This window comes from Streptomyces sp. NPDC048111 (genome assembly GCF_043202815.1).
Taxonomy (GTDB): Bacteria; Actinomycetota; Actinomycetes; order Streptomycetales; family Streptomycetaceae; genus Streptomyces.
On record NZ_JBIDBD010000020.1, the window covers coordinates 71,693 to 85,994 of the forward strand.

19 protein-coding genes are annotated in these 14,302 nt (G+C 73.8%); 8 read left to right on the forward strand and 11 right to left on the reverse strand.

All coding sequences use genetic code 11. From position 1 onward, the window contains the following. Window positions 1-91: 91 nt before the first annotated feature. The 3 genes from ACGF3I_RS26010 to ACGF3I_RS26020 all read right to left on the reverse strand — a co-directional run bounded on the left by ACGF3I_RS26010 (window position 92) and on the right by ACGF3I_RS26020 (window position 1,730). Entirely contained in the window at window positions 92-385 is a 294-nt protein-coding gene (locus tag ACGF3I_RS26010) for a hypothetical protein (protein WP_393135965.1), read from the reverse strand. A gap of 168 nt (window positions 386-553) precedes the next feature. Next, on the reverse strand, window positions 554-1,186 hold the full coding sequence (locus tag ACGF3I_RS26015; protein ID WP_393135967.1) for a hypothetical protein: 633 nt from the start codon (window positions 1,184-1,186) through the stop codon (window positions 554-556). A gap of 43 nt (window positions 1,187-1,229) precedes the next feature. Beyond that, window positions 1,230-1,730, reverse strand: coding sequence for a hypothetical protein (locus ACGF3I_RS26020; protein WP_393135969.1), 501 nt, complete (start codon window positions 1,728-1,730; stop codon window positions 1,230-1,232). Window positions 1,731-1,906: 176 nt separating this feature from the next. Between ACGF3I_RS26020 and ACGF3I_RS26025 the strand changes: the two genes are divergently transcribed. From ACGF3I_RS26025 to ACGF3I_RS26050, 6 genes are all read left to right on the forward strand, one after another. Further along, complete coding sequence (locus tag ACGF3I_RS26025) at window positions 1,907-2,185, forward strand: hypothetical protein (RefSeq protein ID WP_393135971.1); 279 nt, start codon at window positions 1,907-1,909, stop codon at window positions 2,183-2,185. 131 nt (window positions 2,186-2,316) lie between these two features. Further along, window positions 2,317-3,597 (forward strand): cytochrome P450, encoded by a 1,281-nt coding sequence (locus ACGF3I_RS26030; protein WP_393135973.1) that lies wholly within the window; start codon window positions 2,317-2,319, stop codon window positions 3,595-3,597. 46 nt (window positions 3,598-3,643) lie between these two features. Continuing rightward, entirely contained in the window at window positions 3,644-3,874 is a 231-nt protein-coding gene (locus tag ACGF3I_RS26035) for a hypothetical protein (protein WP_393135975.1), read from the forward strand. A gap of 398 nt (window positions 3,875-4,272) precedes the next feature. Further along, window positions 4,273-4,911, forward strand: a complete 639-nt coding sequence (locus ACGF3I_RS26040) for a glycoside hydrolase family 26 protein (protein WP_393135977.1) — start codon at window positions 4,273-4,275, stop codon at window positions 4,909-4,911. A 168-nt stretch (window positions 4,912-5,079) separates the two neighbouring features. Beyond that, window positions 5,080-5,322 carry a hypothetical protein gene (locus tag ACGF3I_RS26045; RefSeq protein WP_393135979.1) on the forward strand — a complete coding sequence of 81 codons (243 nt, stop codon included), beginning with the start codon at window positions 5,080-5,082 and terminating at the stop codon, window positions 5,320-5,322. A 163-nt stretch (window positions 5,323-5,485) separates the two neighbouring features. Continuing rightward, window positions 5,486-5,755: a chaplin gene (locus ACGF3I_RS26050; protein ID WP_393135981.1), complete on the forward strand. Its 270-nt coding sequence runs from the start codon at window positions 5,486-5,488 to the stop codon at window positions 5,753-5,755. 101 nt (window positions 5,756-5,856) lie between these two features. Here ACGF3I_RS26050 and ACGF3I_RS26055 read toward each other — a convergent pair whose 3' ends face one another. From ACGF3I_RS26055 to ACGF3I_RS26090, 8 genes are all read right to left on the reverse strand, one after another. Then, a complete protein-coding gene (locus ACGF3I_RS26055; RefSeq protein ID WP_393135983.1) occupies window positions 5,857-6,726 on the reverse strand; it encodes a tyrosinase family protein in 870 nt (289 codons plus the stop codon). Further along, entirely contained in the window at window positions 6,710-7,237 is a 528-nt protein-coding gene (locus ACGF3I_RS26060) for a tyrosinase family oxidase copper chaperone (protein WP_393135985.1), read from the reverse strand. The genes ACGF3I_RS26055 and ACGF3I_RS26060 overlap by 17 nt, the downstream gene beginning before the upstream one ends. A gap of 326 nt (window positions 7,238-7,563) precedes the next feature. Then, window positions 7,564-8,211 (reverse strand): vitamin K epoxide reductase family protein, encoded by a 648-nt coding sequence (locus ACGF3I_RS26065; RefSeq protein ID WP_393135987.1) that lies wholly within the window; start codon window positions 8,209-8,211, stop codon window positions 7,564-7,566. Window positions 8,212-8,249: 38 nt separating this feature from the next. Then, window positions 8,250-8,750, reverse strand: coding sequence for a DUF5949 family protein (locus tag ACGF3I_RS26070; RefSeq protein WP_393135989.1), 501 nt, complete (start codon window positions 8,748-8,750; stop codon window positions 8,250-8,252). 208 nt (window positions 8,751-8,958) lie between these two features. Further along, complete coding sequence (locus tag ACGF3I_RS26075; RefSeq protein WP_393135991.1) at window positions 8,959-9,201, reverse strand: chaplin; 243 nt, start codon at window positions 9,199-9,201, stop codon at window positions 8,959-8,961. A gap of 165 nt (window positions 9,202-9,366) precedes the next feature. Next, a complete protein-coding gene (locus ACGF3I_RS26080; RefSeq protein WP_393135993.1) occupies window positions 9,367-9,753 on the reverse strand; it encodes a hypothetical protein in 387 nt (128 codons plus the stop codon). Window positions 9,754-9,962: 209 nt separating this feature from the next. Further along, window positions 9,963-10,646, reverse strand: coding sequence for a hypothetical protein (locus ACGF3I_RS26085; RefSeq protein ID WP_393135995.1), 684 nt, complete (start codon window positions 10,644-10,646; stop codon window positions 9,963-9,965). Between the two features lie 225 nt (window positions 10,647-10,871). Continuing rightward, entirely contained in the window at window positions 10,872-11,111 is a 240-nt protein-coding gene (locus ACGF3I_RS26090) for a chaplin (RefSeq protein WP_393135997.1), read from the reverse strand. A 549-nt stretch (window positions 11,112-11,660) separates the two neighbouring features. Between ACGF3I_RS26090 and ACGF3I_RS26095 the strand changes: the two genes are divergently transcribed. Next, window positions 11,661-12,827: a glycosyltransferase family 4 protein gene (locus ACGF3I_RS26095; protein ID WP_393135999.1), complete on the forward strand. Its 1,167-nt coding sequence runs from the start codon at window positions 11,661-11,663 to the stop codon at window positions 12,825-12,827. Between the two features lie 71 nt (window positions 12,828-12,898). After that, complete coding sequence (locus ACGF3I_RS26100) at window positions 12,899-14,302, forward strand: sugar transferase (RefSeq protein WP_393136001.1); 1,404 nt, start codon at window positions 12,899-12,901, stop codon at window positions 14,300-14,302.

The following is a 14,302-nucleotide window of genomic DNA, read 5'->3' on the forward strand; positions in this document are numbered from 1 at the left end:
GCGCCCCCCCCCCCCCCCCCCCCCCGCCCCCCCCCCCCCCCCCCCCCCCCCCCCCCCCCGCGCCCGTTTTCCGGACGGCGGGCGGGCCCGGTCATTCCACCGACGGCACGAGGCCCATCAGCGGGGTGACCGGCTCGATGAGCTGGGAGAGCTGACCCAGGTCGTTGAGGTGGCTGAGCCCGGCCAGCTGGTTCTTGACGCTGGGCAGCTGGGCCGCGTACGGGGCCGGGATGTTGCTGGTGGCGATGGTGTCGAGTTCACTCATCGGGTTCACCGGCTTGACGAGCTGGTCCAGGGGGCCGGCGGCGCTCGCCGTCGACGCGGCGAGGCCCGAGGCGCCGGCGGCGAGGGCGAGGACAGTGGCGATTCGTCGTGTTGAGATCACGCCTGCACAACGGGCCGCGGCAGCACCGGACACGGCCGCCCCCCGCTCTCACCCGACAGGCCTACCCACTCGAACGGCCCCCCGCGGGCACGCCCGCGCGAAGACAGCAGCTCCCGCCCGGGGGGAGTAGAGCCCCGGGCGGGAGCCGCGCGGGTGGCCCGCCGCTTCCTACAGACCGCTCGGCCAGGCGTAGCTCTTGGGGACCTTGCGGTGGTCGGTGTCGCGGCCGAAGACGAGCGCGATCTCGTCGTGCCCGCGCAGCACGAGCGCCGCCGGATTGCCCGGCGCCCTGCGCCCGTTGACGTACGCGGTCAGATGCCGGCCAGCGCCCTCGTGCAGGCCGCCGATGCGGTGGGCGTCGAGCGGGACCCGCCACTCGGCCATGAACTGGCCGAGGGTGAACACGGCCCGCCGCGGCGACTCGACGTGGATGATCCCGCTGGTGTCGTGGGTGTGCAGCGGGCTGATGCGCCGGCGCGGCCCGTCGATGCCGATGGCGGCGGGAACCGACACGGGCCTGCCGTCCACCAGGACGTCGAGATGGGTGTGGGTGTGCTGCACCACGCCCTCGGACGGCAGCATCTGGAGCCCGGCCGCCGCGACCGCGGCCGAGGCGTCCGCCGGGGCGGGCCACGGCGGCAGCGTGCCCCGCCCTTCGGTCACGCCGTGCGGGTCGGGCCGCAGGGGCGCGGCCTTGGCGCCGCCCGCCGCGAAGGCGGAGACGGCGGCCACCGCGAGCAGGGCCGCGAGCGCCCGCCCGAGCGGGGCCGCGGCGAGGACGTTCCTGGACGGACGAGACATGCGCCAACTCCTGGGCGGGAAAAGGGAGATGAGGGGGCGGTGCTCAGAAGGTGGCGGTCGCGCCGGGCGCGCTCTGGACGGCGGGCGCGGTGAGCCCGGCCTCCGGCAGCGTGACGGCGGGCAGCCCGAACAGCGCGGCGCGCGGCTCGCTCAGCGGTGCGCCGAGGTCCGCGCCCGGGGTGACGGTGTGCAGCGCGGTGCCCGGGCTGACCAGGTCCGGGGTGCCGAGCGTGCCGCCGCTCAGCGGGTCGGGCAGCGGCGTGCCGATGTGGGTGTCGGGCAGCGCGGACTCGATGGGCAGCGCGGGAACCATGTTGTGCGGCAGGAGGTTGCCCTTCACATAGCGCGGCCCGTCGGGAGCACCGGGCACCGGCAGCGGCATGCCCGTGTGCAGGGTGGGCGCGTCGAACGGCAGGACGGTGTTCAGGACGCCGAGCGGGACGTTGACCGGAACGGCCGGCGCGGCGGCGGCCGGCGCGACGGCCGCCGCGGTCGCGATGCACGTCAGGACGCCCGCCAGGCCCGCGCGTGAAGTGATTCCCATGGGTGTTCTCTTCCTTCCCTGGCCTCTTCGGCCGTGTCGTTCTGCAAGAACGATCCAGAACGATCCGAACGGCGGTATCGCGGCAAAGTTCCCCTGCATGCAGCAACGGGGACGCCATCCGCGGGCCTCCGGCCGCCGGGGCGTGCCCTCGGGGCGGCTCGTGCGTTGTAGGCGGCATGAACGTACGTCGATACCTCGCAGCCGCAGCCGCCGGCACCGCCCTCGCCGCCGTCATGTCTCCCGCCGCGCACGCCTTCGACCTCGGAGGCACCCTCGCGGGGGCCGCGCGTACCACGAGCGCCGCCGGCGCCCAGATCAAGCCCGCGGCGCGCAGTGTCGTCGGCGACAAGGTGGACGAGAAGGTCGCCGCCGTGCGCAGCGGTGTGAAGGCCGGCGGCGAGGTGATGACCGGCGCCAACGACGCGGTCAAGGCCGGTCACGCCCTGGTCGGCTGAGCCCCGCCCCCTCCTCCCCGGTTGTCCTGGTGCGGATGGGCCGAGCCCCGTCCGCACCTCCTCCTCCGGCCGCCCCGGGTGGCCGGCCGCGAACGACCCGAGCGCCGCGCGGCGGCCAGGACGGTGCGAGCGTGACTGATCCCCGGCCGGTCCCGGCCCCCCGCGGCGTCTGCGGCGACCTCGCCGACCCGGCGTTCTGGCGCCTCCCGCCCGCCCAACGTCTGGCGCGCTTCGCCGAGTTGAGGCAGCAGCCGCGCCCGGTGTTCTTCACCGAACGCCCGGCCGGCCGGCGCCGCCCCGCCCAGGGGTTCCACGTCCTGGTCCGGCACGCCGACGTCCTGAAGGCGAGCCGGCTGCCGCGCGTGTTCGCGAGCGCGCCGGGCGTCACCTCGCCCGAACCGGCCCGCTGGGTGCGGGCCGTGTTCGGCGATTCGATGGTCAACCTGGACGGCGCCGACCACACGCGCCTGCGCCGGATCGTCCAACAGGCCTTCACACCACGGCTGTTGGCGGACACCGAGGTCAGCATCCGCGAGCTCGCCGCCCGGATCGTGGACGACATGGTGCGCGAGCGGCCCGACGAGTTCGTCTCGGCGGTGGCCTCCCGGATGTCGTTCGAGGTCATCTGCGCGATGCTCGGGGTGCCCGACGCCTACCGCCGCCGCATCGCCCGCCAGATCGACCGGGCCTCCGAGCACGCCGGTGTGCGGCGCAGTGTCGCGGCCCGCCTGCTCAACCCCGGCAAGGGCCTGCGCGCTCTCGCCCGGATGCACCTGACGGTGGCCCGGCTCGGCCGCGAGCGCCGCCGCCGTCCGACGGGCGACCTCATCTCGGCGCTGGTGTGCGCCGACATCGAGGGCCAGCGCCTGACGTACCGTCAATTGGGTTCGTTCTTCAGCCTGCTGCTCGTGGCCGGCGTCGAGACGACGCGCAACGCCATCGCGCACGCCCTGTCGCTGCTCACCGACCATCCCGATCAACTGGCTCTGCTGCTCGGCGACTTCGAGCGCTACGCGGACGGCGCGGTGGACGAGATCGTGCGCCACTCGACGCCGATCATCCAGTTCCGCAGGACCGTCACCACCCGCTACGTCCTGTCGGGCCACACCTTCCTGCCCGGCGACAAGGTGATGCTCCTGTACGCCTCGGCCAACCGCGACGAGAGCGTGTTCGCCGACCCCGACGCCTTCGACATCACGCGCGACCCCAATCCGCACCTCGGCTACGGGGGCGGCGGCCCGCACTACTGCCTCGGCGCACATCTGGCCCGCCTGGAGATCAAGGCCGTCCTGCGCGAGCTGCTCACCCGGCCGCTGGCCGTGCGCACGCTCGGCGAGCCGGAGCTCGGCACGTCCAACTTCGACCACCGGGTCCGCCGCCAGCCCTTCGCCTTCGACGTGCCCACGCCCTGAGGCCGACGCCGCGCACCCTCCCCGGGCGCGCCGCGTTGTACCCGGCATGAACACTCACCACCGCCTCAGGGCCGCCACCGCCGCCGCCTCGCTCCTGCTCCTGGCCGCCCCCGGCATCGCGGCGGCCGACACCGGCGCCGGGCACGGCAGCGTCAGCGAGTTCGGCCAGCCCAAGATCCTCGGCGGCCGGGGCAGGATCGGCGAGACGCTGACCTCCGGCGTCGCCTCGCTCGGCGGCGCGCTCCAGCGCGGCGGCCCCGCGTCCGCGGGGCGCTGACGACGACCAGGACCCGCCGGCCCGCCGGCCCGCCCGCGCCTCTCGCCTCCCCGTCCCGGCCGGTCCGGCACACCCCCGGGGCACGGTGGCGCCGCGCGCTGTGCGCCGTCGCCCTGCTGCTCTCGGCGCTCCTGCCGCTCGCGTCCGGCGCCGGACGGCCGGGCCCGGCGCCGCCCTGGGGGCGCAACGCGGCGAGCATCTTCACGGGGTCGGGCACGGACGGCATCGGCCGGCTCGCGGCGGCCGAGCGGTGGCGCGGCCACGGCCCGCTGCCCGCCGGCCACACCTATCTGCCGGGCGGCACCTGGAGCGACATCGAGGGGCCGCCCGAGCTGCTCGACCCCTGGGCCGACTGGTACCACGAGCGGGCGGGCCGCCTGTTCGTCCTCAACGTCCCGATGCTGGACCACAACGAGGACGGCGTGCCCGACGCGGAGGTGGCCCGGCTGCTCGCCCGGGGCGCGGACGGCTCCTTCGACGGCCACTTCCGCACCCTCGCCGAGCGCCTGGTCGAGCGCCAACTCGCGGACGCGGTCGTGGTGTTGGGGTGGGAGATGAACGGCGTGACCTATACGCACCGGTGCGCGCCCGACCCGGCGGCCTGGCGTGCGTACTGGCGGCGGATCGTGACGGCGATGCGCTCGGTGCCGGGCCAGCACCTGCGCTTCGACTTCGCGCCGAGCCGGGGCCGGGACGCGGTGCCGTGGCCCTCCTGCTACCCCGGTGACGCCTTCGTGGACATCGTCGGCATGGACGCCTACGACCAGCCCGAGGGCCTGTCCTTCCCGGCACAGGTCGAGGAGGAGTACGGACTGCGGGCGCAGGTGGAGTTCGCCGCCCGCCACCACAAGCCCGTCTCCTATCCGGAGTGGGGCCTGTTCCGCAACGGCGACGACCCGGAGTACGTACGGGGCATGACCGACTGGTTCCGCCGCTACCGGCCCGTCTACCAGACGCTGACCGACTACTGCCCGCACGGCGTGTGGGAGTGCGCGGACCATCCGCGCGCCGCCCGCGCCTACCGCGCCGCCCGCTGACCCCGCGCCCGGCCCGCCCGGCCGCCCGTCCTGGCCGGGGCGCGGGCTGCGCCGGACGGGTTGTCTCGCGGGCCCGGCACGCGTGGGGCCCGGGGGTGGGGCGGGCGGCTGCCAATCATGCCTATGAGCATCTGATCCCCCCGGTCTTCCTGTTGAAGGGTCGCAGGCATGTACAAGTACTCCGGTCACCTGGCGCGGGCCGCCGTCGTCACGGCGCTCGTCTCCCTGCCCGTCATGGGCCACCCGGCGCACGCCGCGGAGCGCCCGGCGGCGGCCCCGCCCCAGCTCGCGCACACCGGCGCGGACGGGCGGGCCTCCCTGCTGGGCGCGCTGAGCGTGGGCGCCGTCGTCACCGGCACGGCGGCCGTCGCCCTGACCCGGCGCGCCTCGCGCAGCCGGTACGGCAAGTAGCGGCCCCGGAGGGCGACCGGCGGAAGAGGGGGCGGGCCCCGCGCGAACAGGGGGCGCAGAACCGTTTTGGGCGCTGGTGTCCGTTACTTATGCCCGGTCGGCGCGTTGAAGTGAAATGACGACTGCGAGTGTGCGGTCGCGTGTCCATGCAAGGAGAACTTTGATGTCTCGTATCGCGAAGACGGCCGCCGTCGTCGCCGGAGCGGGCGCCATGGCGCTGGCCGGTGCCGGTATTGCCGCTGCCGACGCCGGCGCGGAGGCCGTCGCGAGCAACTCCCCCGGTGTCCTGTCCGGCAACCTGCTCCAGGTTCCGGTGCACATCCCGGTCAACCTCTGCGGCAACTCGGTCAACGTCATCGGGCTGCTGAACCCGGCGTTCGGCAACACCTGCGTGAACGCCGACAGCCACCACGAGGGCGGCTACGGGGAGTAGTTCCCCCGGCCCGGCAGGACGCCCGCGCGGCGGTCCGGCCGGTGATGGACCCAGCACGGCGACGGCCTCCCGGATTTCTCCCCCGGGAGGCCGTCGTCGTCTCACGCGTACCGGTAGATCCTGCTGTGGTCGAGCAGTGCCGCGGGCTCGATGTCCCACGGCGGCATCGGATCGTGCAGCGCGGCCACCTGTCCGTGCTGGGGGTCGCCCTTGGGCGGGGCGACCTCGGGGAGGTAGCGCTTGGCCGTGCGGTGCGCGGCCTGCCAGCGCGACCAGAGGCTGTCGACGTAGGCGTGGTGCAGCCAGAACACCGGGTCGTTCACGGAGGCCGCGCCGAGCATGGCGCCGCTGACCCAGCGGTGCACCCGGTTGTGCGTACGGAAGCGGGCGTTGCCGGTGGCCGTCGTCCAGCCCTCGATGCGGTTGCGGAAGCCGGACCGGCACGTGGAGTTCCAGGGCGCCATGTCGTACACCGGGTCGGCCAGGGCCTGGCTGACGTCGGCGGCGGTGGGCAGGGTGATGGGGTCCTTGGGGCGGCCGAGGTCGCGGGTGAGGAAGCGGCCTTCGGTGACGTTGACCGAGACCTCCCACTGGCCGTGTGCGTAGGCGAAGGGCCCGGTCATGACCTGGAAGTCGCCGCGCCGGCCGTTGCCGCCCATGAAGTCCTCGGACCAGAGCGAGGAGGCGGGCGTGTTGTCGCGGGTCCAGTCCCAATAGGGCACCGTCACACGGGGGTTGATCTTCTGCAGCGCCCGCTCGAACTCCAGCAGGAACTGCCGGTGCCAGGGCAGGAAGGACGGCGCCATGTGCGCCACCCGCAGCCCGTCGTCACCGTCCGGCACGTAGAACTCGATGTGGGTGCGGACGAACTCGTCGTACTCGCCGCTGCGTTTGAGCGCGAGCACCGCGTTCACGAAGGCCTTGCGCTCGGCTCCGGTGAGGTTGCGCTGGTTCTTACGCGTGTACACCACGCCCGGCACCCCCCTGGTGGCCGCCGTGCACCGGGATGAACGCGAGCCGTGCCGGGCCGAGTTCGCGCGCGGCGGCGCGGGCCGCCTCGCGCGCGGTGGCGTACGACTCGTAGTGGTCGACCGCGCTGAGGTAGCTGCCGTCGGCGCGGCGCATCAGATCGAGCTGCCTGCCGTCCACGAACACGGCGACCTCGCCGGCGTCCGCCGCCACCGGCACGCCCTGGATGCGGTGTCCGGCGTACATCTCGTCGAAGACGGCGCCCTCCTGCGGCCCCCCGCCGTCCGTGCCCGCCGCGCCGCCGAACGGCAGGACCGCCGGGATGCGGGAGAGCGTGGCGGTGGTGAAGGCGACCGTCGCCGAGGCGAACGCGGCGTGCAGCAGCCCGCGGCGCGCGATGCGCCAGGCGGTACGGGGCGGGGGCGCGCCGGGCCGGGTGGGCTCGGGGGCGCGGCCCCGGGGGCGGGTGCGGCTCGTCCGCCACGCGCGCCAGAAGTGTGTCGCGTCGATCATCGGCGTCTCCCTGGTACTCGCCGGCGCGGACCGTTCCGGCACATGCGCAGGGCCCCGGGAACCGTGCTGGTTCCGGGGCCCGTCCTCACGCGTCCGCTCCTTGTCCGATGCCGGGTTCAACGAGGCCCGGAGTCACAGGCAACGGCCGCCGCGGTGGTGCCGGGCCGCGTGCGCTCCCCGGGCCGGTACTGGGTGCACGGCCCGGGGAGGCTTCAACCATGCGACTGGTCGGTGGACCAACGCCCGCCGGGCCTGCGCCGTGTCGGTGGCGGCGCCGGTTTCACGCGGTCGGCCCAACGTTTTTGCGGGGTCGCCCGGGCCGGGGCTCAGCCCGTCCAGAAGTCCCACCAGCGGGTCATGATCAGCACCGCGATGATGCCGATGTGCAGCACCGGCACCGCCCAGCCGAACTCGGCGAACAGGCCGCGCGCCCAACTCGGCGCGGGCAGCGCCCCCTTGACCACGTTGAGTCCGGTGACCGCCCAGAACAGGGCGATGGTGGCGACCCAGGCCAGACAGCACCACAGGCACAGCGCGTTGATCCGGTACAGCGACTCGAACTGGAGCCAGCTGACGAACACCACCCCGAGCAGCGCCCCGGCGTTCAGGGTCCGCCAGTACCAGCGCCCGAACCGGCCGCCCCCGAGCATGCTCATGCCCGCGCAGCCGACGACGCCGTACGCCACCAGGCCCAGCATCGGGTTGGGGAAGCCGAAGACGGAGGCCTGGGCGCTCTTCATGATGTTGCCGCAGGAGATCACCGGGTTGAGGCTGCACCCGGGTACGAAGTCCGGGTTCCGCAGCAGCTCGAACTCGTCGAGCGTGATGACCCACGAGGCGAGCAGCCCGGCCGCGCCGCTCAGCACGACCAGCCAGGCGAGGCCGCGGCCCGCGCCGTACGCGCGCGCGGGCCGCGGGGGGCCGGACGAGTCGGCGGCCGGAGCCTGCTGCGGGATGGTCCCGGGAAGGGGCATGGCGTGCGTCTCCGTTCTCGTCCGGCGCCGGGTGGTGGTCAGCCGCGCAGACGGCGGACGGGGAGCACGCAGTGGCCCGCGGTGGCGATGGTGTCCGCGTCCCCGGCGAAGGCCTTCAACCGCTCGTCGCCGACGGCGATGCCGGGCACGCCCTCGGGCCAGGAGCGGGTGGCGAACATGAACTGGACGGTGCCGCGCTCCTCGGCGGCGGCCAGCCACTCGGGCGGCACCGGGCACTGGGCGTTGAGCGTCGGCATGGTCAGGACGGCCTGGCCGCCCTGGACGACGAGGGTCACCGGGAACGTCCCGCCCTGGCTCCGGTCGATCACGCTGCCGGCCGGCATCCCGAGCTCGTCGAGCATCGCGCGGGCCGCGGCCTCCGCGCCTTCCGGCCCCTCGGTCCCGTCCCCGAGGGAGTACGCCATGAGGAAGGGCACGTCGCCGGACCCGTCGGGGTGTTCGCCGCTCCACGCGATGACGATGAGCGAGCCCAACAGGGCTGCCCTGGACGGCTGTACGGCGCTGGTGGCTGAAGTCATGCCGGGACTCTAGGACATTCCGGGCCGAGCCCTTCGCCGCTGTCACCCGTCCGGATGAACCGGCCTTTCGGTGGACCTGGCGCCGCCGTGCCGCCCCAACTGGCGTACGCAGTAAGCACGCAGACGCGACGAAGCGGCTCCGGAATCCCCAACTTCACGGAGCCGCTCGACGGGTGATGCTCTCGACCGGCCACGAACCGGCCGCGTATCAGTCCGAGTTGATGCAGTTGTTGCCGAACGAGGGGTTCAGCAGGCCGATGACGTCCACCGTGTTGCCGCAGACGTTGACCGGGATGTGCACCGGAACCTGCGCCATGTTGCCGGACAGGACGCCGGGCGAGTTGGCGGCCACGCCCTGCGCGTCCGCGTCGGCGAAGGCGGCGCCGGCGGCGGCACCGGAGGCGAGGCCGGCCGCGGCAAGGACGAGAGCGGTCTTCTTGGCGGTGTTCATGGTGAAACCTTCCATTCGGGGGGTTGCCTCAGCGTAGGCAAATGTCCGGGAGCCGCCGGAAGCGAACACGCCGGGTTTATTGTCTTTCCCTCGTACAGCGCACGACGGGCCGGGCGGGCCGTCAATTCGCCGTACTGAAATAGCCGTTGGCCGTCGGCCTTTCGGCTACTGCCCCACCGGCAGACCGCCGAGCAGCTGACCGGGGTTGGTGCCCCCGTTGGTCTTGTTCAGGTCGCGGGCGGTGCCGGCCACCGTGTGCATCAGCGAGTCGTCGGACTTGGGGTCGAGCAGGTTGGTGCGGACGGGCGCGGTGTCGACCATCTGCGCGGTGGCCATGCTGCGGGCGATCGTGTCGAGGCCGCCGTTCAGGCTCATGGGCGGGAGATCGCCGGCCGCGAACGCCGGAGCCGCCGCACCCACCACCGCGAGGGATCCGGCGACTGCCGCGGCAACCTTCATCGACTTCATCATCAATCCTTCCGCGGCGAGTTCCGTCGCCGAACCGAGCTTGTCCGTGAATGCGTTGCGCTGCTTCGTCCTGGGTAACGACACCCGGGCGCGCAAGAAACCGTTCGGTCACGGATTCATGACCGGCCACCCAAATGCGGGGTCCGTGGATACTCGTATGCGATTTCATGAATTCTGGTGTGCGGTACGGAAGTTGGGACCCTCTCCTGCCTGGCGACGCAGCCGGGTCCGGGCCCGGACAGCCGAAAGCGCCGGTCCCGTCGGGGCGGGCCGGCGCTTTTCGGGGGTGCGGCTCAGGCGGCCGGCTTCGGCACGGACAGGGCGTCCGTCGGCGCCTTGGGCAGCGGCGGGAGGCCGGGCAGGCTGGGCGCCGGGAGGCCGCCGCCGAGCACGGTCGCCACGACGAGCCCGACCAGGCCGGTCACCACGGCGGTCGCGGCCGGCACGATGCCGGCGACGTTGGCGCTGGTGACGGCCTTCAGGAGGTCGTCGATGCCCTTCTTGACCGCGGCGACGGCGTCACCCTTGAGGTCCTCGGGCGCGGCGGCCTGCTCCGGTCCGCCCAGCGGCAGGGCCGGGACGGCGGAAGGCAGGGAGGGCGCGGCCGGCGGGGTCACGGCGCCGGGCGGGGTCGCCGCGGCCGGCGGGGTCACGGGGGCGGCGGGGGGCTTGGCGGGGGCTGCTGCCTTCGCCGCGTCGAGCGCGCTGTTGGCCTTGCCGGCCAGGGCCGTCACATCGGCGGGCGATGCACCGCCGAGGGCCCCGGACACCAGATCGGTCACGGGCTTGAGGACGTCCGTGAGGCCGCTCAGCGTCTTGGCCTGGGCGAGCAGGGCGTCGGCACCGGGCACCGGCGCCTCGGCACGGACCGTGCGCGGGGGCTGGAAGTCGGCGGCCACCGCGGTTCCGGCCGATCCGATGACGATCGCGGTGGAAAGGGCCGCTGCGGCCAGCCGCCGCGGTGCACGTGCACGCATGGAACGTTTCTCCTTCGATGGGTCGAGCGGGTCGTCCTCACCGTGCGCGGGCCCCGCACCCTCCGCAACCGCGTGATCGCCGCGAGCGACCGTCATGGTCCCGGCCACGGCCGCCCCGAACTGGCACGACGCCGGCCGGAACACCTGGGCGGGCTGCCGCCATCCGGGGCAGCACAAGGCCCCGGACACTCCCTGGGAGGGAGCGGCCGGGGCCTTGAGGGGGAACTACTTGTTGATGCAGGTGTTGCCGAACGCGGGGTTCAGCAGACCGATGACGTTCACGGTGTTGCCGCAGACGTTGACCGGAACGTGCACGGGAACCTGCGCCATGTTGCCGGACAGGACGCCGGGGGAGTTGGTGGCCGCGCCGTGCGCGTCGGCGTCGGCGGCGGCGACGCCGGCCCCGCCGGCAATGGCGGCAACGGCAGCGGTGGACAGGACCAGGGCCTTCGCGGTACGCGACATGGAGAAGCACTCCTAGATTGAGAAAGACATTGACCGGGTGTTTGTCACTCGACCTACACCTCAACGCGGACCGGGGCGCCCGGTTTTGCCCCTAACGGGTGAACCATGGTTTCCGCGGCCGAACACTTGGCCAAGGGCCCGACCGATCCGAGGCGGGCGGGCGCGATCGCGGCCCGGCCATGTCACCCCCAGGGATTACCGGTTGACCCGCGTGTTGCCGCAGTGCGGGCGGCGATCGGGTGCGGCGCGGACAAGGCGACGAATTCGTAAGGAATTTCGGATGGAGATGAGGCCACCGGTACAACGACCGTTTCGTCAACGGGATACGCACGATCGCTCGAAGGGGACACTCCGTCTCCCCATTCCTGACCGGACCGGGTGGTAAATACGGTTACAGTTGCCCCCCGCCGGGCCGCGCGAAGCACGCGGATCCATGGCGACCGGAGTGCCGGTCATGCGGAATTCATTGGCGGACCGCACCGCGGGGCGACGCCCGCGGCACCTTTTGTTCAGCCTTCTTTTTGAGCGCCAGGACCGGAGTGACCGCGCATGCCCACGAAAGCGAACACCCCCGCAGGGCCCGACGGACCGGACCGTGCACGGGAGTTGAGTGTCCTGCACCTGGTTCAGCCCGTTGAAGGGGGCGTAGCCCGAGTCGTCACGGACTTGGTGCGGGACCAGCTGCGCAGTGGATTCCGGGTCACCGTGGCATGTCCCGAGGGAGGCCCGTTGAGCACCGAACTGTCGCGCCTGGGCGCCCGGGTGCACCCCTGGCGGGCCACCCGGTCGCCCGGCCCCGCCCTGTTCGGCGAGACGCTGCGGGCGGCCCGGATCGTCCGGCGGGTGCGCCCCGACGTGATCCACGCGCACAGCGCGAAGGCCGGCGTCGCCGCCCGTCTCGCGACCCGCGGCCGGGTGCCCACCGTCTTCCAGCCGCACGCCTGGTCGTTCGAGGCGGTCGGGGGCATCACCGCGCTCCTGTCCCGGGGTTGGGAGCGCGCGGCGGTGCGCTGGACCGCGCGGATCGTGTGCGTCAGCGAGGGCGAGCGCGCCACTGGCGTACGGGCCGGCGTGGTCGCACCCTGCTCGGTGGTGCCCAACGGCGTCGACCTGGAGCACTACCGCGCCGACGGGCGGGACCCGGCCGCCACCGGCGCACCCCTGGTGGTGTGCGTGGGGCGGCTGTGCCGCCAGAAGGGCCAGGACGTCCTGCTCACGGCCTGGTCGCAGGTGGTGGCCGCGCTGCCCGGCGCCCATCTCGTCCTGGTCGGGGACGGCCCGGACCTCGCGGCGCTGCGCGCGGCGGCGCCCGGCTCGGTGTCCTTCGTCGGCTCGGTCACCGACACCGCGTTCTGGTACCGGGCCGCCGACCTGGTCGTGCTGCCCTCGCGCTGGGAGGGGATGGCGCTCGCCCCCCTCGAGGCGATGGCGTGCGGGCGCCCGGTGGTCGTCACCGACGTCGGCGGCTCCGCCGAGAGCCTGCCGCCCGGCCAGGGCCCCTTGTGCCTCGTACCGCCGGACGCGCCCCAGGAGCTGGCCCGCGCGATGACGCGGATCCTCGGCGACTTCGCGCTCCGCACCGATCTGGCCCGCCAGGGCCACGCCCACGCAACCACCACCCACGACGTGCGGCAGACGGCCAGAAGCATCGCGGAGGTGTACCGCGACGTGGCCGTCCTGCAGCGCCCCGAGCACAGGGAACGCATCAGCCAGTGACCGCGGAAAGCATCGTCCCTTCGGCCGGGGGGCCGCCCCACGGCGCCGGGTTGTCCCCGGGAAACGTCGCGGTGGTCACGCCCCGCGAGGCGCCGGACCACTTCTCCTTCGTCGCCGGGCGCCCGCGCCCGGCGGCCCCGTTCGTGTCCGTACTGCTCGCGACGGACTGCGCGGCCGGACTGTTCGGCACGCTCGTCCTGCCGTACGACGAGCTGCCGACCGGGCCCGCCGGGCTGCTCGTGGCCACCGTCCTCGTCTTCAACGCCCAGGCCGGGCTCTACCGGCCGACGATGGCGCGCGGGGTGCTCGCGGATGTGCCCGCGCTGTTCTTCCGGGTGCTGATCGGCTGGTGCGTCCTGGCCACGGTGCTCGCCCACCAGAGCGCCCTGGTCCACGAACCGGACGCGGTGCCGCTCGGGGTGCCCCTGGTCGCCGCGGGCTGCGCCGTCCACACCCTCGCGGCCTGCGCCGGTCGCGGCGCCGCGCTGTGGCTGCGCCGCCGCCAGGCCGTCCGCAGGCCGCGCCCTGCCCTGGTGGTGGGCCCGGCGGCCAGCGCCGCCCGGGTCACGGCCGCGCTCGCGCGCCGCTCGCGCGGCGGCATCCGCCCGGTCGGCGTGGTCGTGCCGCCGGCCGAGGGAGCCGTCGAGGCCGGGGTGCCGGTGCTGCGCAGCCTGGAGGACGTGCAGCGCGCCGTCATCCAGAACGGCGTGCAGGACTGCCTCTACACGCACGCCCCCGAGAGCGCGACGCTCGTGGCGCCCGCCGTGCTCGAAGCGATGGGCTGCACGCTGTGGCAGCTCGACACGCGCATCCCGGGCCCCTCCGCCCCGCGCGGCCAGGCGGACGAGCTGGCCGCCTTCCCCTGCCACCCGCTGACCAGTACCCCGGCCGGCGGCCTCGGTCTCTTCCTCAAGCGGCTGCTCGACCTGGCCGTCACGGTGCCCGCGCTGCTCCTGATCGCGCCCGTCCTCGCGGTGTGCGCGCTGATCCTGCGCCGCAGCGACGGGCCCGGCGTGCTGTTCCGGCAGGAGCGCATCGGCCTCGGCGGGCAGGCGTTCACCCTGCTCAAGTTCCGCACCCTGCGCCCCGACACCGCGCACGAGGCCGCGACCCGCTGGAACATCGCCGACGACCACCGGATGAGCCGGGCCGGCCACTTCATGCGCCGCACCTCCCTCGATGAGCTGCCCCAGTTGTGGAACGTGATCCGGGGCGACATGAGCCTGGTCGGCCCCCGGCCCGAACGCCCCTATTTCGTCAGCCAGTTCAGCCAGACGCACCCCGGGTACGCGGCCCGCCACCGGATGCCGGTCGGGCTCACCGGGCTCGCCCAGGTCGAGGGGCTGCGCGGGGACACCTCCATCGAGGACCGCGCGCGCTACGACAACTTCTACATCGACCACTGGTCGCTCTGGCAGGACCTGTGCATCCTGCTGCGCACCGCCGTCTGCGTCGTCCGCCCGACGGGGAGCTGA

What these genes read in the sequence shown, in the direction of transcription:
- ACGF3I_RS26015 (WP_393135967.1), bottom strand. Translation starts at nt 1,186, where the DNA reads ATGTCTCGTCCGTCCAGGAACGTCCTCGCCGCGGCCCCGCTCGGGCGG.
- ACGF3I_RS26020 (WP_393135969.1), bottom strand. Translation starts at nt 1,730, where the DNA reads ATGGGAATCACTTCACGCGCGGGCCTGGCGGGCGTCCTGACGTGCATC.
- ACGF3I_RS26025 (WP_393135971.1), top strand. Translation starts at nt 1,907, where the DNA reads ATGAACGTACGTCGATACCTCGCAGCCGCAGCCGCCGGCACCGCCCTC.
- ACGF3I_RS26035 (WP_393135975.1), top strand. Translation starts at nt 3,644, where the DNA reads ATGAACACTCACCACCGCCTCAGGGCCGCCACCGCCGCCGCCTCGCTC.
- ACGF3I_RS26040 (WP_393135977.1), top strand. Translation starts at nt 4,273, where the DNA reads ATGCTGGACCACAACGAGGACGGCGTGCCCGACGCGGAGGTGGCCCGG.
- ACGF3I_RS26045 (WP_393135979.1), top strand. Translation starts at nt 5,080, where the DNA reads ATGTACAAGTACTCCGGTCACCTGGCGCGGGCCGCCGTCGTCACGGCG.
- ACGF3I_RS26050 (WP_393135981.1), top strand. Translation starts at nt 5,486, where the DNA reads ATGTCTCGTATCGCGAAGACGGCCGCCGTCGTCGCCGGAGCGGGCGCC.
- ACGF3I_RS26060 (WP_393135985.1), bottom strand. Translation starts at nt 7,237, where the DNA reads ATGATCGACGCGACACACTTCTGGCGCGCGTGGCGGACGAGCCGCACC.
- ACGF3I_RS26065 (WP_393135987.1), bottom strand. Translation starts at nt 8,211, where the DNA reads ATGCCCCTTCCCGGGACCATCCCGCAGCAGGCTCCGGCCGCCGACTCG.
- ACGF3I_RS26070 (WP_393135989.1), bottom strand. Translation starts at nt 8,750, where the DNA reads ATGACTTCAGCCACCAGCGCCGTACAGCCGTCCAGGGCAGCCCTGTTG.
- ACGF3I_RS26075 (WP_393135991.1), bottom strand. Translation starts at nt 9,201, where the DNA reads ATGAACACCGCCAAGAAGACCGCTCTCGTCCTTGCCGCGGCCGGCCTC.
- ACGF3I_RS26085 (WP_393135995.1), bottom strand. Translation starts at nt 10,646, where the DNA reads ATGCGTGCACGTGCACCGCGGCGGCTGGCCGCAGCGGCCCTTTCCACC.
- ACGF3I_RS26090 (WP_393135997.1), bottom strand. Translation starts at nt 11,111, where the DNA reads ATGTCGCGTACCGCGAAGGCCCTGGTCCTGTCCACCGCTGCCGTTGCC.
- ACGF3I_RS26095 (WP_393135999.1), top strand. Translation starts at nt 11,661, where the DNA reads ATGCCCACGAAAGCGAACACCCCCGCAGGGCCCGACGGACCGGACCGT.